Below are 21,006 nucleotides of genomic sequence, written 5' to 3'. Positions count from 1 at the left end.
TCAGTGGTAGTAGCCGGGGCCGCGCAGGTTGGCGTGGTCGTCCGGCAGCAGGGGCAGGTGCTGCTGGGCCAGCGGCAGGTTTTCCAGCCCCTGGCGCAGGATCGATTCGAGGCTCTTGTAGCTGCACGCGCCGAGGCTGAGGGCGCGTCGGCAGGCCAGCTCCAAGCGCACTTCGCCATGGGTCTTGCCCAGGCGCAGGATGCCCAGGCAGGCCCGGTAGCCTTGGGTTGGGTGGATGCGCCGTTCGAGGATGTGGCTGATCACGCCGGCGGTGTGCGGCCCGGTCTGCTCGGCCCAGCGGATCAACCGTTGCGGCGTCCACTCGGCATGCTCGCGATGGCTCTTGGGCATGTGCTCGGTCTGTGTGCTATGCCGGCCCTTGTGTGGCGAGCGCAGGTGGTTGGCCACCCGCTGGTTGGCGTGGAAGCACTCGACGGTGCGCGCCGTCAGCCGTACTTCCAGCTGTTTCTTCACCAACTGGTAGGGCACTGAGTAGTAATGCCCATCGACCTCGACGTGATAGTCGATATGCACGCGCGCCTTCTTCCACTCGGCATAGACGTAGGGCTGCTCCGGCAGTGGGCTCAGCGCTGGACGATCCAGGGCTTCGAAGGCCGAGTGCCGGGAGCCCGGCAGCTTGCGAAACGGTCGTCGGTTGAGCCGCTCCAGCAATAAGGCGATGGCGCTGTTGAGTTCGTCCAGGGAGAAGAACTGGCGGTTCCTCAGCGCGGCGAGGATCCAGCGCTCGACCACCTGCACGCCGACCTCAGCCTTAGCCTTGTCGCGCGGCTTACGCGCCCGCGCCGGCACCACCGCCACGCCATAGTGCTCGGCCAGATCGCGGTAGCTCGGGTTGATGTCCGGCTCGTAGCGATGGCTCTTACTCACCGCGCTTCGCAGGTTGTCCGGCACCACGATTTCCGGCACGCCGCCGAGAAAGGCGAAGCAGCGGACATGGGAGCCCAGCCAGTCCGGTAACTGCTGCGACCAAGTGGCTTCGGCGAAGGTGTAGCTGGACGCGCCAAGCACCGCGACGAACACCTGCGCCTGGCGGATCTCGCCGCTGTGGCGGTCGATCACCGGCACCGTCTGCCCGGCGTAGTCGACAAACAGCTTCTCACCGACGCGATGCTCCTGGCGCATCACCACGTCCAGCTTGCCCTGCCAGGCTCGGTAGTGCTCGCAGAACCAGCTGTACTGAAAGCCTTTCGGCTGGCTCAGGCGATACTCCTGCCAGAGCAGCGCCAAGGTCACGCCCGGCCGGCGTAGCTCGGCATGCACCCAAGACCAATCGGGCAATGGCCGTTGCTCGCTGGGCACCGCAGGGGGCGGTGGGAACAGTTGCTGCTCCAGCTCGGAATCGGACAACGAACAGGGCCAGGCTAGACCGCTGGCGGCAAAGCGGTTGAGGTAATCGCCGACAGTGACACGACCGATCTGCACGCTGACGGCAATCTGGCGAGCCGATAGCCCGACCTCGAACTTGAGACGAAGTACTTCGCGAATCTTACGCATGGATAAACGCTCCACGACGACCTCTCTGCTTCGAAAAAGAGGTCGATGGTAGTGAAGAAATCCTGCGTTACTGCCTGCCCGGTTGAGTGGCCGGATGACCGTGGAATCAGTGGTCGGATACGCGTGGAATGGGTGGCCGGATCACCGTGGAATCGGTGGTCAGATGCTTATGGAATGGGTGGCCAGATGACCGTGGAATCCGCAGTCCATTGCAGGACGCGGGCTTGGATGGCCCGGCCTACCTCAATGATCGGCTCAGGTAGGCCATCGAGCCTGCAGAAGAGCTCATCAATGTAAAGGAAAGATTTCAAGCCATGGACATGGTTCCGTACCTTGCTAACCGGGGATTCAAGGGTAGTCTCATGCTGTCCATGGCAAAACGACATTTTCTGTCGATCTTGCCTAGGTATGTCCATAGATCGTAGTTCCACAGGGCCACACCCACGAGTTGATTTCGTGCAGTCGTTCTGCACGCCAATGAACGCGACGCGATTGCCCTATTGGCGGGCGCTAATTATTTTGTAGGAGTTCAAGATAGATTGGCGAGACGCACATGGAAAATTCGGTCATGACCAGCAACATTGACGAAAAGGATCTCAAGGCTCTAGCCCAACGAGGACTGTCGCTGCTTCGCTTGACTGAGAGCCGCTGGATGGAGCTCGAAGCGTGTCGAAACCACGGTACAAAATTTTCACTTACTTTTCCGCACGTAATTTCCCGTAGTGGTAGACCCAATACTTTGGTTCTGATCGCTACAGATGGAAAAGCTCCCACCTTGCGGTTAGGGCTTATCCGCTCGATTCAAACGATCTCGACGCTCGACTCCCGGGTGATGTTCGATTGTGTCTTGCTGATCGCTCCACAATCACTTAATGCCCTTGTCGCTGGCGTCACTAGCACCACCTTGCGCGGAGCTACCAACAAGCTGAAATCGGAGACCGCCGAGTTTCAACCGGTGTCACAGAAGCTCGGTGAAAAACTGATTGCACTGATTGCGGAAGTACCAGCCAATGTAGCAGTTTTTCATCGTATTCTCGCCGAAGTCGGGCGACCAAAATATTATGAGAATGGCCACGCGCTACAAGTAAATGCCCTTGACCTCGCACTCAAAGCTTTTGGGGTAACGGACGGTGCGACAAGCGTCGCGTTGCCCGGCGGACACACCGCTATTGGCACGGTCCGACTGCAAGAGGACGCGGTCATTGAGCATGACGCACGCTGGATCTCTGGCTGGCACTTGTCCGACAGTGACCTTACCGGCAAAGCCGTATTCACTCGGCGCGGTGAGCAGCTCGAAGTTTTCACCGCCAACAAGCGACCGCTTGAAGAGTTGTTTGGCGTCGACCTTATCTATCTGAACAAGGCACGCGGCTCGTTGGTGATGGTTCAATACAAAATGATGGAGCCAAAAAGCAGTAAGGTGCATCGCATTAAGGCTGACACGCCCGACATTGACCAGCTTGACGCAAAGGAATGGACCGTGCCAATCAATGCTCAGTTCAAGAGTGAGATGGAGCGGATGGAGAAGTTCGACAACGATCTCTCGCCCGAAGGGCCCTATCGACTGAATCCTGGAGCATTCTTCTTTAAGCTTGTCCGCCGCCATTCGGCAATCAAATCTGCGGGAATCATGCTGAGCCTGCAGCATCTGACTGCGGATTCCACGGTCATCTGGCCACCCATTCCATAAGCATCTGACCACCGATTCCACGGTGATCCGGCCACCCATTCCACGCGTATCCGACCACTGATTCCACGGTCATCCGGCCACTCAACCGGGCAGGCAGTAACGCAGGATTTCTTCACTACCATCGACCTCTTTTTCGAAGCAGAGAGGTCGTCGTGGAGCGTTTATCCATGCGTAAGATTCGCGAAGTACTTCGTCTCAAGTTCGAGGTCGGGCTATCGGCTCGCCAGATTGCCGTCAGCGTGCAGATCGGTCGTGTCACTGTCGGCGATTACCTCAACCGCTTTGCCGCCAGCGGTCTAGCCTGGCCCTGTTCGTTGTCCGATTCCGAGCTGGAGCAGCAACTGTTCCCACCGCCCCCTGCGGTGCCCAGCGAGCAACGGCCATTGCCCGATTGGTCTTGGGTGCATGCCGAGCTACGCCGGCCGGGCGTGACCTTGGCGCTGCTCTGGCAGGAGTATCGCCTGAGCCAGCCGAAAGGCTTTCAGTACAGCTGGTTCTGCGAGCACTACCGAGCCTGGCAGGGCAAGCTGGACGTGGTGATGCGCCAGGAGCATCGCGTCGGTGAGAAGCTGTTTGTCGACTACGCCGGGCAGACGGTGCCGGTGATCGACCGCCACAGCGGCGAGATCCGCCAGGCGCAGGTGTTCGTCGCGGTGCTTGGCGCGTCCAGCTACACCTTCGCCGAAGCCACTTGGTCGCAGCAGTTACCGGACTGGCTGGGCTCCCATGTCCGCTGCTTCGCCTTTCTCGGCGGCGTGCCGGAAATCGTGGTGCCGGACAACCTGCGAAGCGCGGTGAGTAAGAGCCATCGCTACGAGCCGGACATCAACCCGAGCTACCGCGATCTGGCCGAGCACTATGGCGTGGCGGTGGTGCCGGCGCGGGCGCGTAAGCCGCGCGACAAGGCTAAGGCTGAGGTCGGCGTGCAGGTGGTCGAGCGCTGGATCCTCGCCGCGCTGAGGAACCGCCAGTTCTTCTCCCTGGACGAACTCAACAGCGCCATCGCCTTATTGCTGGAGCGGCTCAACCGACGACCGTTTCGCAAGCTGCCGGGCTCCCGGCACTCGGCCTTCGAAGCCCTGGATCGTCCAGCGCTGAGCCCACTGCCGGAGCAGCCCTACGTCTATGCCGAGTGGAAGAAGGCGCGCGTGCATATCGACTATCACGTCGAGGTCGATGGGCATTACTACTCAGTGCCCTACCAGTTGGTGAAGAAACAGCTGGAAGTACGGCTGACGGCGCGCACCGTCGAGTGCTTCCACGCCAACCAGCGGGTGGCCAGCCACCTGCGCTCGCCACACAAGGGCCGGCATAGCACACAGACCGAGCACATGCCCAAGAGCCATCGCGAGCATGCCGAGTGGACGCCGCAACGGTTGATCCGCTGGGCCGAGCAGACCGGGCCGCACACCGCCGGCGTGATCAGCCACATCCTCGAACGGCGCATCCACCCAACCCAAGGCTACCGGGCCTGCCTGGGCATCCTGCGCCTGGGCAAGACCCATGGCGAAGTGCGCTTGGAGCTGGCCTGCCGACGCGCCCTCAGCCTCGGCGCGTGCAGCTACAAGAGCCTCGAATCGATCCTGCGCCAGGGGCTGGAAAACCTGCCGCTGGCCCAGCAGCACCTGCCCCTGCTGCCGGACGACCACGCCAACCTGCGCGGCCCCGGCTACTACCACTGAACACAAGGAATCCCACCATGCTGCCCCATCCGACCTTGGACAAGCTCCAGACCCTGCGCCTGACCGGCATGCTCAAGGCACTCGCCGAGCAACTGAAAACCCCCCGACATCGACAGCCTGAGCTTCGTGGAACGCCTCGGCCTGTTGGTCGACCGCGAACTGACCGAGCGCGACGACAAGCGCCTCAGCAGCCGCCTGCGTCAGGCCCGGCTCAAGCACAACGCCTGCCTCGAAGACATCGACTACCGCAGCCCGCGCGGACTCGACAAGGCGCTGATCCTCCAGCTGAGCAGCGGTCAGTGGTTACGCGACGGACTCAACCTGATTATCAACGGCCCGACTGGCGTCGGTAAGACCTGGCTGGCCTGCGCCCTGGCCCACCAGGCCTGCCGAGAGGGTTACAGCGTGCGTTACCTGCGCTTGCCGCGCCTGTTGGAAGAGTTGGGCCTAGCCCACGGCGACGGGCGCTTCGCCAAGCTGATGAGCGGCTATGCCAAGACCGACCTGCTGATCCTTGATGACTGGGGTCTGGCCCCGTTCAACGCGGAACAGCGCCGCGACATGCTGGAGCTACTGGACGACCGCTACGGCCAGCGCTCGACCATCGTGACCAGCCAAATGCCAGTGGACAACTGGCACGAACTGATCGGTGATCCGACTCTGGCCGACGCCATCCTCGACCGCCTGGTGCACAACGCTTATCGGATCAACCTCAAGGGTGAGTCGATGCGCAAACAGACGAAGAAATTGACGACACCGGGCACCTCAGACTAACAATGCCCCCCCTGCGTCGCTGCGCTCCGACTGCCCGGCCGGATGGCCGTGGAACAGGTGGCCAGATGGCCGTGGAATGCCTGGCCAGATGAGAGCGGACTGGGTGGCCGGATGGCGTGGAATCCGCAGAACTGGCTGGCGCCCACTGAAACGGGTGCAATGTTGCGCAGCATGGCGATGGTCACGGGCATGGTTTGCATTGGGTTCTTCCTCAAGGAGTGGGTTGGCCGTATAGCTAGGAATGGCCAACAACACCTGATAAGCCACCCCAGACGGCAGCTCCCGCGGCCGAAGCTGCGGGTATCAGCAGCCGATCGCCGCAGGCTCTTTGAGTTGCCCCTCACTGACATTGCCCTCCTGAGCAGGAAGCGCAGGTGTAAAAAACCCCGAACTGCGTGAGCAGAACGGGGTGGTGCAGCGTTAGGGGATCAGGCCTGTCGGAAGGTACTACCAGTTCGAAGGCCACTGTATAGAATCGTCATCGTCGTAGGGGACAGGCTTCACCTTGAACCCAACAAGCAGAATCTCCAGCAGTTGCTCATCGTCCTGGGGCAAATCAAACCAACCTGCCTTGTAGAAGCGTCTCGCGAAGCTGTAGTCATCCCACAGACGCTCGATATCGTTCTCGCTGGCCATGTAGCCTGCATTCGCCAATGCCGCACGCATGCGGCGAACATCAGCACTGCGTGCCGACGGCGCCGGCGTGTATTGAAGGTATTCCATACTGCTCATCCGCCAATAATCACTTTTTTGCTCGCATTCAAAACGTCACGCAGCGCGTTTGTAGGCCTCGATTCGCTCGTCGGCTGCGGCCAGGTAGCCCTCGACCCTCGCACGCGCTTTGGCCATGTTTTCGACATCATCAGGTTTCGCACGCGAGCACGAAATGTTCGAGACCTCAGTCAAAACCCGTTGGGTCATCTCTTTCCAATGGGAAACTTCATCGGCACTGCAGCAGGCATGGTAGTCATTGACCTTGCGGTGGAGACGGTCGTAGGCACGGCGGTACTCGGCGACAGGGACGGTTTTGTTGCTGCTCATGGGTGGCACTCCTCAGAAGGGAAATCTGGTTGAACTTGCCCATGGATATGGCTCACGCACGCGTGTAACGGATGTGCCGGCGAGCGCCAGCATCCTTGTTCCGCCATGTAACTCATCCCTGAGCACGATGTTCAATTCCCCAGGAGAGAAACCATGACAACACTCGTGAAAGTAGCGACCTGCCTGACCCCGGAGCTTGCACGGACCATCGTCAAGATGGCGTGCATCGTGCGCATCTCCAAGACCGGTGAGGGAGTGGAGATTCGCGACACCAGACCCCTCCTCGATCGCTTGGAGTCCCCAATCGAAGGGCGTGGAGTCGTCCGAACCTTTGGCTCCACGCATTTCATTGTGACCGAGGATCTGGCTCACCGGATCGACGCAAAACACCTACCAGGTGAGCCGACTACAACTTCACCTGTTACCACTGCAGATGACGCCGATGCGCTGAAAACGCTCATAGCTGATCGGTTGGGGTCTCAGGGTTGGCTGATCGTCGACGACCTGAGTTTCAACTGCACCTCTGGTGTGGCCAGAAAGCAGTACCAAACAGCGGTCGGCATCAAAGAGGCAATCGCATACCTGCAAGCCGGGGATGACGGTGCCAGGCGACTGATCGCTGAATACTACAGCGAGGGTAACAATGTGCTGAGCACAACGACTGCGCGCTTCACCCCAGACTGCTCGACTGAGGCAATTGAAGCGGGCACCAGCCGTTTTTCAGCCCAAGTTGACCACGTAGTAAGCGGCACCTATGCAGTGCGGCTGCTTCGCCCTCGCGACCAGGCCGCGGATGATAAATAGCGTCTCCAGGCTCACTTAGGCGAACGCTCCACCACACCCCGGGCTTGCCTGGGGTTTTTTGTTCCCACTGAACGTTATGCCCCGATGTAAGACATCCCACCGTGTAACGAGAACCCTCCAGTTCGAAATCACACAAGGACACCCCATGACTCACCCTATGCAACCAATCATCAAAGACGACAACGGCTCGCTTCGATTCAAGGCGAATGCAATTGTGGTGCACTTGCTGGAACAAGGCGGCATCGACATGAACGCTATTGCCCAGCTAAATGTCAGCGATGAGGACCGTGCTCATTTTGCTCAGCTCATCGGCTACAGCGTCAGCGGCTTCGGAGGCTTGTCGTACGTGAGTAGCGACATGTCTGCGGTGGCTGATCGTATGGCTGATACAGGTGAAACGGAACAGATGGCCAAGATCACGCACTTGCAAGGTGAATTGGCTGCGCTGCGCAGTGCACTACGGGACCCCATAGCCAGGCTCTACGGCTTGCACCCGAACGACCTCCAAGCGGAGTCTGGCTCTGATGAGTAACGCCATCGAAGTGCAATCCCAGAAGGTCCGAGCCGCCTACGCAGTCACGGGCAGCGTCAATCCTGAATACGAGCGCGAGTTCGACATCCTCTCCGATATGCGTCGTGCAAAGATGGCCCAAGAATTCCGCGCAGAGCGTGGCTTGCCTCCCACGGCCGCAACCCCGTATGACTGAGCCACAGCAAACTGCGGCTTGAGCATGCACACCATCGCCCCCGGCTTGCTGGGGGCGTTTTTCGTTGCGCTTCCGGTCAAGTAGAGTGAAGCCGCGAGGCATCTGATTCACCGACCAGGTCATAGTGGCTCCTTCGAAGGGTTGCCACGATAGCCACGTAGGTGTACATCACCGTGTACACGCAAACTTCAAGGTACAGGTATGACTCAACAAACCGACCAGGAGCTGTTTTACGAGCTTCAGATCGCCGCCAATCGCCAGACAATCTGGATACACAGCAGTGACGGCTCAACGGTCGGCCGATTCAGTCCTCGGGGAATTGATCTTCACAATACCGTTACCGAACAGATGTCTGGCTTACCTGAGTGCCGAATGTGTACGCATGGAAGCCCAACACAGGCTGACTGGCTGACCTTCCGCGACCGCTCGCTTGAATGGTGGGGCGTGGATATTCCTCACAATGCAATCGACACGAGTTTTCTGCTGCCTGACTAACGTGCTATGCGCAGCCGGCTGAACCTAAAAGTTCATTTGTGCGGGCTGGCGCTGGCTCAGTAAAGACGGGCCACACACGCCGCTACTTCCCCTTCGATAGTAGAGACGTCCTCTTCGCTCAAAATCCCAAGCGCTCTCAGTTCTTTGAGCCGACCATCAATGAGTCCTTCGTTGTACGCGATGGAATACTCATCTCTCATAGTCTTCATATGCTCGATGAGGGAGCGCAGTTCAGTCATTTTCTCGTCCCGTGCTAGGTCCTGGTCTTCACAAACCTCCAACGGGACTAGACCCTGGCCACTCCGGTACAAGGTGACCTGCAGGCTCCCTGTATCCGAGCTGGCGAGCCGCTCCAGGTCAGCGGGGTCAATCAGGCATGCAGGCATATCGACAACCTCATTTCAGGTGCACGAAATCACATGGTTTTATACGGTATCAGCCCGGCAGCAGGCCCGGCTTAATTGGTTTGTTCGAGCTGTTGCATAACGAAGATAGGCACATGTGCCTACCTAGGGGTGTCTCCAGCTGTCAGCTTCGCGGCTTGCTGCTGCTCTCGACGCTCCATCAATTGCTGCATGTACACAATCCCATCTTGCAAGGCTTTTACCGCCCAGGATGGACAAGGCCGGGATGATTTTTTTGTCGGATCGTTGAGCCAAGAGCGAACAGTTCGAATTGAGCATGGCCGCCGGGTGACGGCATTGATGAGCACCGCACTCTCACCTTGCTTCACGTTAAATTGTTTCAGCAGCGCCAGAAACGCTTGCCGGTTGGCTTCCCGCTGTTCGTCGTTCATCAATCCTCCAAACATCTGAAAATAGGCACATGTGCCTACTTTTGCATTGTAGGCACATGTGCCTACTTGGGACACCAAAATTCGTGTACTGAGCTCATGACTGGACCGACAATGCTGGCGATGGGACCTCACAGGCCGCTCCCATCACCTTAACTTCCAGGGAGGTGAATTCTGCAGCTAGGGCCCTGGTAACCACCTCAAGCTCAATTTCAGTGATCCCCAATGGCCCCGGCCAGATCTTGACCGTTGCCCGTTCGCGCCAGGCCCTGAAGCAGCCATTGTTTCGAGAATCACGCCACGCAACAGCGTGGAGGACATTCTGGAACTCCTCCAAATCAGCCAAGAACCGGGTATCCGATGAGAACGCTCCGGTGAAGGACTCTCCTCCGCCAGTGACAACACTGTTCAGCTTCATCTCAAGCGTGAGTCGCTCCTGGGAGGATGACTTCTTGAGCACCCAAGCAACTAGGAGAGCCATCACCAGGCTCAAGGCGATAATCCATACGATCGACTTCAGGCTTTGTTGGGGAATCCACCCTAGGTATTGCAGGTGCAACTGCAGGCCGCCCCAAACCATCGGGATGACCGGGAAGAAAAGGAGCAGTTTCAGCGGATCCCGCATGGACGTTGATCCCCGCTCTTTCAATGGGCCATGGTTTTGACAACCAGGTAAGCGATCAGCATCAGCCACAGCGCATTCGCCAGAACTCGAACTACCAATGCGGAAATGGTGTTTGTCTTGACCGCATAGAAGCCGGCAAAGACGAAGCCGATTGCCCCACCCAACGTCGACGCCCAGGCTGGCAGCCAGGCCGGGGTAGCATTCATGATCTGCATCAGCGCAGGCCCCAACAGAATCAGGATCGCCGCGAAGAATGGGCGGATCCAAGGCCCGTTGCGATCCATGTAGGTTTCTCGCGGCAGTGCCTGTGACTTGTTCATTCGTGTCTCTCTCTGGTTTTTGAAAGGATTTTGGACTGAGTTGTTACGCGACGACCACCTGTATCTGATCGGTTATGTCGCGGTGGCACTGCACACAGAAGCGGCGAGCGCCGCCTCGAACTCGCACCATATTGCTGGCGTCGAAGGCGTCCCCGTTGGCCTCGAAGATCTGCGTGTACTTGCAAATTCTCTTCTCGTACCAGCCGCTTAGGCTGTTGCACTTTCGACACGGGGTAACTTGTTGAAGGGTTCCTTCCATGCTCGTGAGCACCTATTTGGATCTCGAAAGCCTGAAGCGCAGCCACAGGACAATACATAACACGTATGCATAATACCAAGACATGAACATTATTCAACGTGCTTTAGGGCTTAGGCGGCCGGCGGGGCCCCGATCAGCGGGGCTGTTTCGTAGACGGTTCGTATCCCAGTCGTCGCGTAAGTTGGACCAGGCCTACAATCTGCTGCCGCATGGATTGCCCATGGGACTCCAGTTCTTCTACCTTGCGTTCCAGTTCCCAGGCCCTGCGGTATAGCCGCTGGTTGATAGCGATCACCCGCTGCAAAGCTGAACGCTCGCGGTCGCCGATATCCCCCGAGTCGGCGCCTTTCGCGGCCTGGGCGAGAATGTCGGCGGGCACCTCTGGCAACGGCTCGTCATCCCAAAACATACTGCCCCCTATACTGTATATGCGAACAGTATGCGATGGCTTTGAGCTCAAGCCAATCCCCCGATCTGCAGCGATAGCGCGCAGAATGGGGAGTTCAGAGTTGGAGGGCTGGTTGAACTGATCGTCGCCCCTGGGCGGCGCGATCATCGAGGTGCGGGGTGAGATGCTTGGTTAGGGTTAGAAACGGACCAGCGGCACCAGCGGCACCACGGAGTATTAGCTCCTCACTCATCTGCCGCCCGGGCAGCCAGGATCGCATCCTGGACCGCATCGTCATCGTCAAAGAACCCTTCCTCAGCTAATCCCAGGTGCTCATCGAGCAAGACGCATATGCTCAATGCTGCTTCAGCCGGATCCCCGCTGCTGCGAACAAGCGCCTCGATCTGCTTCCGCAGAAGGCGTACTTCTTCAACTTGGCCAAGGCCTGGCTCGGCGGCAGGGTCAGGCAATGCAAAGGCTAGTTGACCTTCAGCACCTAGATCAATCATCACAGTGTTTCCCGCCAGGTTTCGAAACTCCATCGACATGCAGTTATTCTCCCAAGATGCGTTAGCGGCCTCTATTGGTGGCGGCCGGGGTCTGCCGATCAGACGCTTGATTTGAGATCGTTGAGCCAAGAATGGTCTTTGCAGAAGAAGTGCTCATCGAGAGGATCAGTATCTGGCCAGCGCCTGGAGCAACCTGGCCGCCGGCAACGCACCGCTACCTGGATACGATCGGCGGGTTCTGCATTCACCAGATCCAGAGCCATTCCACACGCAGGTTTCCCATTTTCACCGAGGACGTGAGCCATGATAGCGAAGCGGCCTTGTGAGAGCTGCCCAGGCCGCAAAGCGCGGAATGCCGCTTGCAGTTGCGCCTGTATCACCGGTGGAGTGGTCATGATGGTGTGTCCCTCGATATTCCATCAACATTACAGGAGGAATGTACTTTTTGAAGACCCAACACGAAGCCCAGGAAGTCCTCGGGGGTCAACCACTCCAACTCGGCGAGTTCCTGCTCGATGTGAATCTGGTGCCAAGCAATCCAGTCATCAATGTCTTCCAGGTATTGGTACTCGCCAAGATTTCCGGTGTCCCCGTGCCAGTGGCCACAGCCGCACACTAGATTTTTGTATGCCTTCAGCGTGCCTGATAACAGCTCTTGCCATTCGTTAACCACGGCTGTCCCTGCACAGGCCGGGCACTGACCAGAGGAGGTCACAGGGTTCAGGGGCGTGAAATGATCAGCATCGCGCATCACACACTCGGAAACGAGGTGGAATTCCTTATCGGTAGGGCTCAAGTGCACATCCAAGGCCTCCAAGACCTTCCATTCAACGCAATTTGGGTCGTCAAAGACGCCCACCACAAATCCGGTGCAGACATTGCAATCAGCAGGCCCGGAGACGATACGGGCAAGGCAGCCCCCACTCTCAACACTACTCAGATCGACTATGTCGCCGAAAGCTCTGCGTATGCTCATGGGTTTGGTAATGGTTCCGATCGCCCAGCCATGCGCTCTGTGGCTCCAGACGATTGCGTATCGCCTTCACTTCGCGTATTGCCTCACAGCAGCGCCGGCAGGTAATCGATCGCTTGCCGGCTGGCTCGAACGGCTCCGGCGCCATGCCGAGCTCGACCGCCTCTGGCGCGTCGCCACAAAGCGAGTGCTCTGGTTCTATGGGGTTCGGCGCACATCGGCGCACGGCGAGTACAGGTGCGTCAGTCATGATGGCTTCCTCATTGGCGCCGGCACCGACGTCAGCGGCCAGCTTACGGGTAATTTCCTGGGCAACTCCTCGGCCCTCTTCCCCGCCGCACTGCCAGCTTCTAATGCTGTGCTGCGGGGGCCAGGGTTATCGCTTATTGCCATTCTGAGCCTGCGTTAGCCGAACGTTGAAGTCGTCCAGGGACAAGCTGCCATCGTTCAATTGGAACAGCAGGTTCTGCCCCTGCACCCTCCCCTCCGCGTTGCTCTCGCGTAACACTGCATCGGTGGCGAAGAGGAACTTGCGAAGGGCCTCTTGAAATTCACGGGGGACGGTTGAGATGAAGTCGCAAAGCTGGGTGTCACGGTGACGCACCTCGAAGAAGCCATCACCGCTGTACATCCGGCCCGCACCTCTTTGTACCCAAGGATCAGTCACTTCTCCAGGACTGACTTCTTCGGTGGGGAACGATGCTCGCACAAGTTCAGACAAGGCTTCAGCCATACGCTCGCTACCAGGCAGTTTGTAGCACCCCATTGGCAACGCCAATCGGGCCCCGAAATGCAGGCGTACCGCCGAGCCGCCTGAGGCTTGGTCCACAGTGGCTTTCAGCGATGGGTAATCTCGAAGCTTGATCTCACACTGGTGACAGACATTGCCCGCATAGAACTTCTGTCGCGTCTTGCATCCCGGGCATTCCTTCTCTGTTGCTGATCGCACGTGGACGTTCCCCTCATGAATTTGATTTTCGAACCCAACTCAGCCTTGGGGCTGAGGGCTTAGATAGCGGATAAAGATCCATGCGCACTAATTGATTCTTAACACGTACGCACAATACTGACGAAGGGTTTTCAGATCAATATCGTGGGGAGGGGAGTGCTTGCAGGAGGGAGGTCGCATACTGCCAGCAGCGCCAGGCGGATGCACTGACGCTGGCGCAAGAGCCCCGGCGCCAGTTGGCTAAGTATACTCAGCGTAAGAGCCGGAAATGCATGCACTTATTGCCTTGTGGCCGAAACGACGTAAATGTACTCTTCCCCATTATCGTAAGATTTATATTCGCGCTTACCACCATTGGGAATAATATCGGTTCCTTTATACACGAAGCCATCAGTCTGAGGGAAGTCGACGGCGAGACTACCGAATTTGTCGGCCTTCATTTCATTCAGGCGTACATAGTTGACGTCCATGGTGAGACGGATGTCTCCATCGATAGTGATAACTGGCGTAAAGTAGGCTGTTGTGCCTAGCTCTAGACGTCCGAGCCGAACTTTATTACCAACTAATTCCCTGAACTTCCTGTACTCAACGTTTTTGTAGGGACGCTGGGAGCCGCTGACAGCAACAACATGAGGCTGGGAAACAAGCTCTCCATTGCGATAGAGCTCGGTGCTGATATTGACTGACTCTGCAGCTGCAGCATTAATCGAGAATGTAGCCAAAGCTGCGAAGATAATTGCTTTCATAAAATGCTTGCACACCAAAACTAACCAAGATTCCAACTACCCAGTTTGAGGCCAGGGTAGGAGAAGAAATTGACCACCCGCTTTACTAGCCAAGGCGAGGCAGGTCACGAAGCAAAGCTTTGAGCTCGTGCCATGGATGCTGCGCGCTTTCGATTTCGTTCGAGCACCCTTCCTCATGTGTGAACGATTCGGCCGCCTGATCAACAGCTTGGCTGGAGTGGCAACCCTGGCAGCAGATGATCGAGTACTCGATAGACCATCTTTCGCCGAAAGCCTCCAGATCCTGGTCTAGCTGACTGTAATTCTCGCTCTCGCTCATACCTACCTCACGTTGTGGGCGCGAAGCTCACGCCTCTCCTCAGACCTGGCCTAGCTGCAGCATGAAGTGTAACTGGCCGAGACGGATTTCTCACGACCAGTCAGGGTGATTTTGATCAGTCAACGCCTTGCCGGCGACAACCATCTCTTTTCCCGTGTCGAGCCGGGCTACAACCCAATTTCCTCGGCCTCCGTAGGATGTCGCCTCAATCGTTCGAACAAGGTTTCCACTCTTCACGAAGCGATAGGTGGTGGCCGTTTTGATTTGCATGTGAAGATCCTCAATGATCTGTGTGTCATGCGCCGAAGGAAAAATGGGCTCTGTGAGAGAAGACCTAAAGGCTATAGGCATAAACCCAATTGGGCATGCCCATATAGTGTTCTTTCAGGCCGATACGACAACGCGTAAGGCGCTGAGCGTCATGCAATGTGGATAGATCACGACCCAATTGCCGGCAGCGATCAGCACCTAGTCCCAGGGCGACGGATGTCGCGCCAGTGGTGAAGACATATGCGTCGACGAATTCGCTGTTGAGGACATCAGCGTCCCCGTTTTCACGGATCCATTGAATGATCCACTCATGGCGAGCAGCTGGCTTCATTCGGACTTTAACATTCGTTGAGTCACCTGCTCCGAGCGAACCCCCACCAACCAGTTGATCAGTCCCATATCGCTCAGTCATGGTGCTTCCCTCAAAAAAACCGCTCATGTGCCGGCCGGGGAGTAACTTCCAGCAGATTACGGAAGACGGCTACCATCGCGGCGAATCCATTTAGCAGATCGCACTGCCGCCTGATACTGCCTAATCGAGCGCACCAGCAAGATCAGAGCAATTGCAGCCACTCCGCCCGGCCATAGCGAAGGCCACTCGTAACCGCGGAACGAATCAATTGTGTCAGCTTGCAAGTGGAACAAGTATCCCTGCCAACCGAGCATGACTAATGCAAAGCACAGCAGAAGCTCATGCTGTGTCGTTCGCCGGCGAGGCGGCGTTGGGTGGTTACTCATGTACCATTTCCATAGCAATCAATGCTTATCCTGCAGGCTCAAAGAGCGTTGCAGCCCCAGTCTGTGAGTGCGCTTGATGTTGCGCTACGCCCGACGAAATTTCATCAACAAGCTGAAATGCGCGCTTTGCGAGAAATGCTCAACGCGTTGGCTACAGCTGGCAGGGCCGCCAGGATAAAGGCCAGGATGGCCAGCCCATAGCCGGCTACTGCACCACCGCGGAACTGGTATGAGTCGACCTGATACAACAGGCTGACGGATTTTGGTAGCGTTACACCCTCGGCCGGTGTGCTTGCAGTGTGCAGATGCCATTGATCGTCGAGCCCACCCTCAATCCGCCCTTCAGCCCGGCAGAGGCCATTAACGACGGGAGCACCCGCGGCTTGGCAAATTGACGGGTCGGTGATGAGAGCAACTGCCGGCTCAATGGTTTGCAGAGCGAAACCTACTCGAATCGCACACCAGAGCACCAGCATCAGCCAGGCGATCGAGATCGTGAAGCTTTTCAAAAAGTGATTCTCCGTTGGCTAGAGGCAGAAGCAACAGGTACTGCCACTCAGCACGTGAAAAAGTCAGCTACTGGGTCAGGGTTGAAGTCCGTAGACAGTGAAGGTGGCCCCAACCACAAACAGGCAGGCGGCAATGTACTTCATGACCCGCCGAACACCAGCCGGCACACAGAAAAACGCCGCCAAATAAGCGAGGGCCAGGCCCAGGAAGCCCAGTAAATAAAGTGTATGCTCCGACATTTTGGTCTCTTCCTTTTTGAAATTACGCGCTCTGAAAGCGCTTTTCGATGGGTAGGTCATCGACGTCCACGTAGCAGTGTACGCCTGCTGTATCGGTAATGAGAGTCATGGCAACAGGGGACTCTTGCCCGATGAATAAAGATTATCCTATAGGACAATCTCTAACAATGATTATTTGCCTATACGACAATATTTGCCTCCAAAAGCCTTGCTTCTGTAGCAGGCTCGTCGTCGTCGCCCGAACCACGGCCGGAGAAGTTAGGTGCGTGCCGTCAACACGTTTCCTAGGCCGCCCGGCTGTACCGGCGGTTACCTGGGTTGCCGACACTATTGCCGCTCCACGGCTTGCAGCGCCTCGCTACGCTTGCCCATGTACTCGTCTTCGGTCAGCATCCCTAGGTCAGCCATGAGCATGGCATAGCCGATGGCCACGCTCGACTCGTGTTTTGCATCGTCGATGCTCGTCGCTGCCCGAGCCCGCTCCAGGACACCGGCCAAGTAGGTGTGAGCAATGGCGATGGCCGCCTGGCTGATCTGCTGTATTACCCTTTCAACTGCTGGACCCGGCGCTGGCTCCGCAGTCATCAGCTACATCGGCTCGCCCAGGGCCATCATCTGTGACGGCATTCCACGGTAAACTTACGCTGCACTGGCGCATCTGGGGCATCCCCTGCCTCGCAGCGTTGAATTCACATAACAGGGAGTGAGGCATGCTGACCTTCGAAAACCGGTACGACGCAGCTCGCAACAAGTACTTCGCTGAAAACCCTCAGGCAATGAAAAAAATTGAAGCGGTTAGCGCTGGGGTGATCGAGGCCTGCGGAATGACGGTTGAGGAGTACCGCCAAGTTCAGCGGGTGCGGGTGTTCGCTGAAGCAGCCGAGAGGCGGGGCATTGAGCTGGATGAGTTCGTCATTCAGTTAGTCGCCGAATCCCCACAGCAAGCCCAGGAGTGGCGGATCCAGCGCCATCGGCAAATGGCTGACGCGCTTGGTATCGACTGGTCGGAGTACAGAGCCATGAATCAACTCTGCGAATAGTCGATTCGGTATTGGTTGAAACCGTCCTGCCGGTACTGTAAGTTAGCCCTCGATGCGCGGTGACCTCATGCTGCTGCTCGTAACAGCCGCTTCGTGATCTCGCCCTGCTGCTCCTTCCTTAGCGTTACGGCTAAGAAAGTCAAAAGCCTCGGAACTCCCGGGGCTTTTTTGTGGGCGCCCCAAAGGCGTTCCCCCGCCCCACTCACGTTGATGGTTCGCAGTATGGTGATTGTGCTACACAAGATCGCGCATGACTTCCGTGCATCGCTCGACAAACAGAAAGCCCTGGGCATTCTTCCGCAGCACATGATGGATTTCCCTAGCGCATGCTGCGCAGTGACCTCGGAACTCCTAGGCGATTATCTCAACAGCATTCCAGGCGGCCCGAAGGCCGACACTGTAAACGCCAACCGGAATGGCAAGTCACATATGTGGCTCGTTGTGGATTCGGTGATTGTTGACCTGACGGCAGACCAGTTTCCAGATGGCCGCCCGGCGGTGTATATCGGCCCAGAAGACTCCACCTGGGAAATAGATCTCCGCGGTAAAGCCAGCCATGGGGGAACGGCCACATCATCGGACGAACGAGCGGTGCTTGAACGGTTCATCGAGTACGCGGGGCTGCCCACCTTCGATTAACCTGGTCTGCACACACTCTGCTTCCATGCTGCCCTGCACTACAGGCGCACGCAGGGGCAGAGGAGCGGTCGAGGATCCTCCCTTACGCTCCTCTGCCGAGACATCACTCGTTGGCTGCGTAATTCGCCTTTCGAAGCCACTCGCCTACTGCGGCCGATCGAGATCCTCCCCGGGCGTTGATGTCCCGCCCCCTAAAGGTGCCCCACGCTCGATAACCTCGCCCGTCGACTGCGACCCAGAACGTGACCTGGTCTTCGTCCACCTGCCGATAAATTGCTTCTGGTGCTGCGTTCATGATCGGACCTTCTTTGTTTAGGAGGTCCTAGAATGGCGTCACGACGATCGGCAATGGCGCTGGAACAGCATGGCGTGGCTGACGCCCTGGGCGAGATCTCCTCCCACCACATGCTCAAGGATGGCGTCCCAGCAACCGGGTCGGAGGTGAGCGGTCAACTGAGCAGCAGAGTACTTTTGCTCACTCAGGTTACGACCATCCCGGCGCCAGCACAGGCGCACCCGGGCTTTGACATGCTGGCCATCGGGCGTGTGGAAATCGACAATTTGCTGGGATGCTGAACAAGTGGGGATCCGGCGATCCTCTATAACGTTGAAGCCGCAAGCCTACAAAAATGGGCGCACAGCATCGCGAGAGCGCTGTTCGGCCGCGAGACTTTCTGAGCCTCGAAACTGACGGGGCTGTGAATTGGACAAGGCAACACTCCCTTCTAGCAGGCTGGTCACAGTCCAATTTGACTCCCTGATCGGTTGGTCTGTTCGGAGCTTAAAATGGATAAGCCCCGACCAGGCCGGGGCTTCGTGTAGTCATTTTGCAACCGTAGCAGATCAGCCCTTGAGCTGCGTCTTACCGATCAGCACACCAGGGCCCACTGCCGTATCCAATGGTTTGGCACGTCCCAAGTGATACTCGGCATATTGGCTGCTGCCATCCTGGATCACGCACACTGCCAAGATACACCACCCTTCATCCAGCAGTCGTTGAGCTTGGGTCTGGCCATTCACTTGCGTCAGCTCTGTTACGTCTTCAATCGCCATCGGTGCTGCTCCTCGCGTAGATGATGGCCCAGTGTAGTCACTGACAAAGCTTACTGTCCTCATTAATCTTAGATTTTCTTGTACGCCCCAGCTCGGGCAGACAAAATCCGTGGGTCTTAAGCTTACGCGTCTAGTCGGGTAATAAGCCAACACCCATCGGCTCAAAGTTCAGGCCGGCACCCGTTATCTGCCAGCTTCCGTATCCCACAGTATCTCTATGATCAGGATGCCATGTGTGAATGGCCTCCATCATTCAGCTGAGGAGCCTTCTTTTATTATTTTGGTCCTTCGCTTCTTTTGCCACGTCATTAAAACTTTGGCTCTCTTGCGCCCACATTTCTCCTTGGGCATAGATGTGAGGGCCGAATTTCTTCGCCAGGTCAGTGTGGTTTGGCAGAGAATTTCTGATTTGCATCCACGCCAAAACCATTTCAGTCTTGTCTGGCTTCTCACGATTCATAATTCGGTTGATCACATCCGCGTAATCTTTTGCCCAACGATCCTCTGCATCAGAAAAAAGGCTGATCTCTTCCGGGATAATGAAGATGTGCTCCATCTCATTTTCCAGCTGATAGGCCATATTGGACATTGCGGGATCACAGAATCTAGTGGGCATGAGTTTTATCTGGCCTTCGCAGATGTCACGTCGAAGGTGAAGAAGTTCATGCCCGATAACGGATTCCGTAGCGGTCAATGGGTCACACCAAAGCATAACTCTCTGCTGATGACCATCGATTTCAAACGCCGCTGTTGCCATATCGATGTTAACCAGTGGATCAAGGCAGTCAGCTTTATGCATTACTTCAAGCTCGATGCCGGTTGAGTCATGTATCAGTTTTGGAATCGAGCGAAGGCTTATCGGCAATCGCTCCCACACCTCACGCATATTGAGGGCGTCTAGCTGCTGCTCAAAACGTTGCATTCCGCGCTTCCTGTTTGGATTACGATTCTCAGAGTCCTTCAAGGGCGTTTAAATAACGCCCTTTTTCTACAACCAAACTTATTTGCCTATGCTGTTATCATCAACAGCACCTACTGCTCCGCTACTTCGAAGCGCAGTGATACCTGCCCGCTCGACCTGATCGACCATAATGTGTGCCTCGCGCGCCAATTCGACGCGGAGGTCCGGCGCCATTTGAAAGCGGATTGCAACCGGTGCCAGGCGCAATAGCGCTTGTAAAGAGGTATTCAGATACTCGGGCGAACTGTCTCGGGTCACTTCCAGCAGCAAGGGTGTTGAAATCACAGGTGCCCGACTCATCGCAGCTAGCGCAGTGTTCCAATCGCGATGGCCATGCATGGCCGTTACAGCCTCCAGGCTTTGGCTATGCGTGATAGGCATGTTCTGGCGGGAGAGGTGACCGCACAGCCGCTTGGCCTGCATTTTGAAAGTTTCAATCGTAGACATGATGGTTTCTCGCTGTTCCGGCCGCGGTGCGCGTCGTCCCTCCGTTGGACCTGCCGGTGAGAATCACCATTCGAGTTAAACCTTGCTCACCATGCCATTGAGGCGGAGGGGGCAGGCAGCAAATAGCCCTGCCCCAAAGGCTATTGCAGACCACCGCGACAATCAAGCACAACACTCAGGAAACCTAGCCATAGCCCTCCAGCTCCACAGCACTCGCAGTCGCGGCAGCATCGTCGCCAAGCACCCCTGCTGAATCATTATGCGATCGGTGTGCAACTGTTGACAGTGCGCAGCCGAAAGGCGAAATCAGCTATGGCGTCATCCCGCTGCTCGATCGCCTCTACATTGATGACCTGGCGGCCGCGAAGGGCTCGACCCGCCCAGGATTCGTCCAGGCTGCCCTGTGGCAGCTATGGTGCACCTACGGGCTGCAGCTTACCCCTCTATCACAGGCATTGGGCTTGGGACGGTTTTGAGCCACAGTGCGCGTCGTTGCTACGTTGGCAACCCCTGATACCTG

At 57.2% G+C, this 21,006-nt stretch carries 29 protein-coding genes and 1 pseudogene; 10 read left to right on the top strand and 20 right to left on the bottom strand.

Annotated features, from left to right (window positions below):
* On the bottom strand, positions 1–1,515 hold the full coding sequence (gene istA / locus K8374_RS25420; protein ID WP_224459403.1) for an IS21-like element ISPpu23 family transposase: 1,515 nt from the start codon (positions 1,513–1,515) through the stop codon (positions 1–3).
* A gap of 568 nt (positions 1,516–2,083) precedes the next feature.
* Here istA (K8374_RS25420) and K8374_RS25415 point away from each other — a divergent pair.
* From K8374_RS25415 to istB, 3 genes and pseudogenes are all read left to right on the top strand, one after another.
* Positions 2,084–3,205, top strand: a complete 1,122-nt coding sequence (locus K8374_RS25415; RefSeq protein ID WP_224459402.1) for a hypothetical protein — start codon at positions 2,084–2,086, stop codon at positions 3,203–3,205.
* A gap of 167 nt (positions 3,206–3,372) precedes the next feature.
* Entirely contained in the window at positions 3,373–4,887 is a 1,515-nt protein-coding gene (gene istA, locus K8374_RS25410) for an IS21-like element ISPpu23 family transposase (RefSeq protein ID WP_058167704.1), read from the top strand.
* A 17-nt stretch (positions 4,888–4,904) separates the two neighbouring features.
* Positions 4,905–5,661, top strand: a pseudogene (gene istB, locus K8374_RS25405) (IS21-like element ISPpu23 family helper ATPase IstB).
* A gap of 447 nt (positions 5,662–6,108) precedes the next feature.
* Here istB and K8374_RS25400 read toward each other — a convergent pair.
* Complete coding sequence (locus K8374_RS25400; RefSeq protein WP_023383697.1) at positions 6,109–6,384, bottom strand: hypothetical protein; 276 nt, start codon at positions 6,382–6,384, stop codon at positions 6,109–6,111.
* A gap of 45 nt (positions 6,385–6,429) precedes the next feature.
* Entirely contained in the window at positions 6,430–6,702 is a 273-nt protein-coding gene (locus tag K8374_RS25395; protein ID WP_023383696.1) for a hypothetical protein, read from the bottom strand.
* Between the two features lie 153 nt (positions 6,703–6,855).
* Here K8374_RS25395 and K8374_RS25390 point away from each other — a divergent pair, with 153 nt between their 5' ends.
* The 4 genes from K8374_RS25390 (at position 6,856) to K8374_RS25375 (ending at position 8,708) form a co-directional block, all read left to right on the top strand.
* Positions 6,856–7,506, top strand: coding sequence for a hypothetical protein (locus K8374_RS25390; RefSeq protein WP_023383695.1), 651 nt, complete (start codon positions 6,856–6,858; stop codon positions 7,504–7,506).
* A 157-nt stretch (positions 7,507–7,663) separates the two neighbouring features.
* The gene (locus K8374_RS25385) at positions 7,664–8,038 is read left to right on the top strand and encodes a hypothetical protein (RefSeq protein WP_023383694.1); all 375 of its coding nucleotides are present in this window, start codon (positions 7,664–7,666) and stop codon (positions 8,036–8,038) included.
* A complete protein-coding gene (locus K8374_RS25380; protein WP_023383693.1) occupies positions 8,031–8,213 on the top strand; it encodes a hypothetical protein in 183 nt (60 codons plus the stop codon). Before K8374_RS25385 ends, K8374_RS25380 begins: the two co-directional genes overlap by 8 nt.
* A 201-nt stretch (positions 8,214–8,414) precedes the next feature.
* A complete protein-coding gene (locus tag K8374_RS25375) occupies positions 8,415–8,708 on the top strand; it encodes a hypothetical protein (protein WP_023383692.1) in 294 nt (97 codons plus the stop codon).
* Between the two features lie 56 nt (positions 8,709–8,764).
* Here K8374_RS25375 and K8374_RS25370 read toward each other — a convergent pair whose 3' ends face one another.
* The 14 genes from K8374_RS25370 to K8374_RS25305 all read right to left on the bottom strand — a co-directional run bounded on the left by K8374_RS25370 (position 8,765) and on the right by K8374_RS25305 (position 16,931).
* Positions 8,765–8,947 carry a hypothetical protein gene (locus tag K8374_RS25370; protein WP_135002422.1) on the bottom strand — a complete coding sequence of 61 codons (183 nt, stop codon included), beginning with the start codon at positions 8,945–8,947 and terminating at the stop codon, positions 8,765–8,767.
* A gap of 266 nt (positions 8,948–9,213) precedes the next feature.
* Complete coding sequence (locus tag K8374_RS25365; protein WP_041925792.1) at positions 9,214–9,504, bottom strand: hypothetical protein; 291 nt, start codon at positions 9,502–9,504, stop codon at positions 9,214–9,216.
* A 94-nt stretch (positions 9,505–9,598) separates the two neighbouring features.
* The gene (locus K8374_RS25360) at positions 9,599–10,126 is read right to left on the bottom strand and encodes a hypothetical protein (protein WP_023383690.1); all 528 of its coding nucleotides are present in this window, start codon (positions 10,124–10,126) and stop codon (positions 9,599–9,601) included.
* 20 nt (positions 10,127–10,146) lie between these two features.
* Positions 10,147–10,446, bottom strand: coding sequence for a hypothetical protein (locus K8374_RS25355; RefSeq protein WP_023383689.1), 300 nt, complete (start codon positions 10,444–10,446; stop codon positions 10,147–10,149).
* A gap of 392 nt (positions 10,447–10,838) precedes the next feature.
* The gene (locus K8374_RS25350; RefSeq protein WP_041925829.1) at positions 10,839–11,114 is read right to left on the bottom strand and encodes a hypothetical protein; all 276 of its coding nucleotides are present in this window, start codon (positions 11,112–11,114) and stop codon (positions 10,839–10,841) included.
* Positions 11,115–11,338: 224 nt separating this feature from the next.
* Complete coding sequence (locus K8374_RS25345) at positions 11,339–11,641, bottom strand: hypothetical protein (protein WP_023383686.1); 303 nt, start codon at positions 11,639–11,641, stop codon at positions 11,339–11,341.
* 352 nt (positions 11,642–11,993) lie between these two features.
* Positions 11,994–12,578, bottom strand: a complete 585-nt coding sequence (locus K8374_RS25340; protein ID WP_023383684.1) for a hypothetical protein — start codon at positions 12,576–12,578, stop codon at positions 11,994–11,996.
* Between the two features lie 373 nt (positions 12,579–12,951).
* Positions 12,952–13,308, bottom strand: coding sequence for a hypothetical protein (locus tag K8374_RS25335; protein ID WP_139139836.1), 357 nt, complete (start codon positions 13,306–13,308; stop codon positions 12,952–12,954).
* Between the two features lie 494 nt (positions 13,309–13,802).
* Positions 13,803–14,270 (bottom strand): hypothetical protein, encoded by a 468-nt coding sequence (locus tag K8374_RS25330; protein ID WP_023383682.1) that lies wholly within the window; start codon positions 14,268–14,270, stop codon positions 13,803–13,805.
* Between the two features lie 409 nt (positions 14,271–14,679).
* Positions 14,680–14,859, bottom strand: a complete 180-nt coding sequence (locus K8374_RS25325; RefSeq protein WP_122227898.1) for a hypothetical protein — start codon at positions 14,857–14,859, stop codon at positions 14,680–14,682.
* A gap of 64 nt (positions 14,860–14,923) precedes the next feature.
* Entirely contained in the window at positions 14,924–15,271 is a 348-nt protein-coding gene (locus K8374_RS25320) for a hypothetical protein (RefSeq protein WP_135002592.1), read from the bottom strand.
* Positions 15,272–15,701: 430 nt separating this feature from the next.
* A complete protein-coding gene (locus tag K8374_RS25315) occupies positions 15,702–16,106 on the bottom strand; it encodes a hypothetical protein (protein ID WP_023383680.1) in 405 nt (134 codons plus the stop codon).
* 75 nt (positions 16,107–16,181) lie between these two features.
* The gene (locus K8374_RS25310; RefSeq protein ID WP_135002593.1) at positions 16,182–16,406 is read right to left on the bottom strand and encodes a hypothetical protein; all 225 of its coding nucleotides are present in this window, start codon (positions 16,404–16,406) and stop codon (positions 16,182–16,184) included.
* A 267-nt stretch (positions 16,407–16,673) separates the two neighbouring features.
* Positions 16,674–16,931 carry a hypothetical protein gene (locus K8374_RS25305; protein WP_023383679.1) on the bottom strand — a complete coding sequence of 86 codons (258 nt, stop codon included), beginning with the start codon at positions 16,929–16,931 and terminating at the stop codon, positions 16,674–16,676.
* Between the two features lie 125 nt (positions 16,932–17,056).
* Between K8374_RS25305 and K8374_RS25300 the strand changes: the two genes are divergently transcribed.
* From K8374_RS25300 to K8374_RS25290, 3 genes are all read left to right on the top strand, one after another.
* On the top strand, positions 17,057–17,386 hold the full coding sequence (locus K8374_RS25300) for a DUF6388 family protein (RefSeq protein ID WP_023383678.1): 330 nt from the start codon (positions 17,057–17,059) through the stop codon (positions 17,384–17,386).
* A 222-nt stretch (positions 17,387–17,608) separates the two neighbouring features.
* On the top strand, positions 17,609–18,025 hold the full coding sequence (locus tag K8374_RS25295; RefSeq protein WP_054895174.1) for a hypothetical protein: 417 nt from the start codon (positions 17,609–17,611) through the stop codon (positions 18,023–18,025).
* Between the two features lie 327 nt (positions 18,026–18,352).
* Positions 18,353–18,601 (top strand): hypothetical protein, encoded by a 249-nt coding sequence (locus K8374_RS25290; protein ID WP_023383676.1) that lies wholly within the window; start codon positions 18,353–18,355, stop codon positions 18,599–18,601.
* Between the two features lie 267 nt (positions 18,602–18,868).
* Here the strand turns inward: K8374_RS25290 and K8374_RS25285 are convergent, their stop codons facing one another.
* The 3 genes from K8374_RS25285 to K8374_RS25275 all read right to left on the bottom strand — a co-directional run bounded on the left by K8374_RS25285 (position 18,869) and on the right by K8374_RS25275 (position 20,486).
* A complete protein-coding gene (locus K8374_RS25285; RefSeq protein ID WP_023383675.1) occupies positions 18,869–19,078 on the bottom strand; it encodes a hypothetical protein in 210 nt (69 codons plus the stop codon).
* A gap of 253 nt (positions 19,079–19,331) precedes the next feature.
* Positions 19,332–20,000, bottom strand: a complete 669-nt coding sequence (locus K8374_RS25280) for a hypothetical protein (protein ID WP_224459401.1) — start codon at positions 19,998–20,000, stop codon at positions 19,332–19,334.
* A gap of 78 nt (positions 20,001–20,078) precedes the next feature.
* The gene (locus K8374_RS25275) at positions 20,079–20,486 is read right to left on the bottom strand and encodes a glyoxalase superfamily protein (protein WP_023383673.1); all 408 of its coding nucleotides are present in this window, start codon (positions 20,484–20,486) and stop codon (positions 20,079–20,081) included.
* Between the last annotated feature and the right edge of the window lie 520 nt (positions 20,487–21,006).

It is taken from the genome of Pseudomonas sp. p1(2021b), assembly GCF_020151015.1.
Classification (GTDB): domain Bacteria; phylum Pseudomonadota; class Gammaproteobacteria; order Pseudomonadales; family Pseudomonadaceae; genus Aquipseudomonas; species Aquipseudomonas putida_K.
Note: the sequence above shows the minus strand (reverse complement) of the source record. Positions and strands in the feature narration are given on the sequence as shown.

Bases quoted from the DNA above. Each gene is read 5' to 3' on its own strand.
- K8374_RS25310 (WP_135002593.1), bottom strand. From the start codon at position 16,406: ATGACCTACCCATCGAAAAGCGCTTTCAGAGCGCGTAATTTCAAAAAG.
- K8374_RS25395 (WP_023383696.1), bottom strand. From the start codon at position 6,702: ATGAGCAGCAACAAAACCGTCCCTGTCGCCGAGTACCGCCGTGCCTAC.
- K8374_RS25350 (WP_041925829.1), bottom strand. From the start codon at position 11,114: ATGTTTTGGGATGACGAGCCGTTGCCAGAGGTGCCCGCCGACATTCTC.
- K8374_RS25330 (WP_023383682.1), bottom strand. From the start codon at position 14,270: ATGAAAGCAATTATCTTCGCAGCTTTGGCTACATTCTCGATTAATGCT.
- K8374_RS25295 (WP_054895174.1), top strand. From the start codon at position 17,609: ATGGTGATTGTGCTACACAAGATCGCGCATGACTTCCGTGCATCGCTC.
- K8374_RS25375 (WP_023383692.1), top strand. From the start codon at position 8,415: ATGACTCAACAAACCGACCAGGAGCTGTTTTACGAGCTTCAGATCGCC.
- K8374_RS25400 (WP_023383697.1), bottom strand. From the start codon at position 6,384: ATGGAATACCTTCAATACACGCCGGCGCCGTCGGCACGCAGTGCTGAT.
- K8374_RS25285 (WP_023383675.1), bottom strand. From the start codon at position 19,078: ATGGCGATTGAAGACGTAACAGAGCTGACGCAAGTGAATGGCCAGACC.
- K8374_RS25345 (WP_023383686.1), bottom strand. From the start codon at position 11,641: ATGTCGATGGAGTTTCGAAACCTGGCGGGAAACACTGTGATGATTGAT.
- K8374_RS25290 (WP_023383676.1), top strand. From the start codon at position 18,353: ATGGCGTCACGACGATCGGCAATGGCGCTGGAACAGCATGGCGTGGCT.
- K8374_RS25355 (WP_023383689.1), bottom strand. From the start codon at position 10,446: ATGAACAAGTCACAGGCACTGCCGCGAGAAACCTACATGGATCGCAAC.
- K8374_RS25380 (WP_023383693.1), top strand. From the start codon at position 8,031: ATGAGTAACGCCATCGAAGTGCAATCCCAGAAGGTCCGAGCCGCCTAC.
- K8374_RS25325 (WP_122227898.1), bottom strand. From the start codon at position 14,859: ATGCAAATCAAAACGGCCACCACCTATCGCTTCGTGAAGAGTGGAAAC.
- K8374_RS25275 (WP_023383673.1), bottom strand. From the start codon at position 20,486: ATGTCTACGATTGAAACTTTCAAAATGCAGGCCAAGCGGCTGTGCGGT.
- K8374_RS25415 (WP_224459402.1), top strand. From the start codon at position 2,084: ATGACCAGCAACATTGACGAAAAGGATCTCAAGGCTCTAGCCCAACGA.
- K8374_RS25390 (WP_023383695.1), top strand. From the start codon at position 6,856: ATGACAACACTCGTGAAAGTAGCGACCTGCCTGACCCCGGAGCTTGCA.
- K8374_RS25300 (WP_023383678.1), top strand. From the start codon at position 17,057: ATGCTGACCTTCGAAAACCGGTACGACGCAGCTCGCAACAAGTACTTC.
- istA (WP_058167704.1), top strand. From the start codon at position 3,373: ATGCGTAAGATTCGCGAAGTACTTCGTCTCAAGTTCGAGGTCGGGCTA.
- istA (WP_224459403.1), bottom strand. From the start codon at position 1,515: ATGCGTAAGATTCGCGAAGTACTTCGTCTCAAGTTCGAGGTCGGGCTA.
- K8374_RS25365 (WP_041925792.1), bottom strand. From the start codon at position 9,504: ATGAACGACGAACAGCGGGAAGCCAACCGGCAAGCGTTTCTGGCGCTG.
- K8374_RS25360 (WP_023383690.1), bottom strand. From the start codon at position 10,126: ATGCGGGATCCGCTGAAACTGCTCCTTTTCTTCCCGGTCATCCCGATG.
- K8374_RS25370 (WP_135002422.1), bottom strand. From the start codon at position 8,947: ATGACTGAACTGCGCTCCCTCATCGAGCATATGAAGACTATGAGAGAT.
- K8374_RS25320 (WP_135002592.1), bottom strand. From the start codon at position 15,271: ATGACTGAGCGATATGGGACTGATCAACTGGTTGGTGGGGGTTCGCTC.
- K8374_RS25305 (WP_023383679.1), bottom strand. From the start codon at position 16,931: ATGACTGCGGAGCCAGCGCCGGGTCCAGCAGTTGAAAGGGTAATACAG.
- K8374_RS25385 (WP_023383694.1), top strand. From the start codon at position 7,664: ATGCAACCAATCATCAAAGACGACAACGGCTCGCTTCGATTCAAGGCG.
- K8374_RS25280 (WP_224459401.1), bottom strand. From the start codon at position 20,000: ATGCAACGTTTTGAGCAGCAGCTAGACGCCCTCAATATGCGTGAGGTG.
- K8374_RS25340 (WP_023383684.1), bottom strand. From the start codon at position 12,578: ATGAGCATACGCAGAGCTTTCGGCGACATAGTCGATCTGAGTAGTGTT.
- K8374_RS25335 (WP_139139836.1), bottom strand. From the start codon at position 13,308: ATGGCTGAAGCCTTGTCTGAACTTGTGCGAGCATCGTTCCCCACCGAA.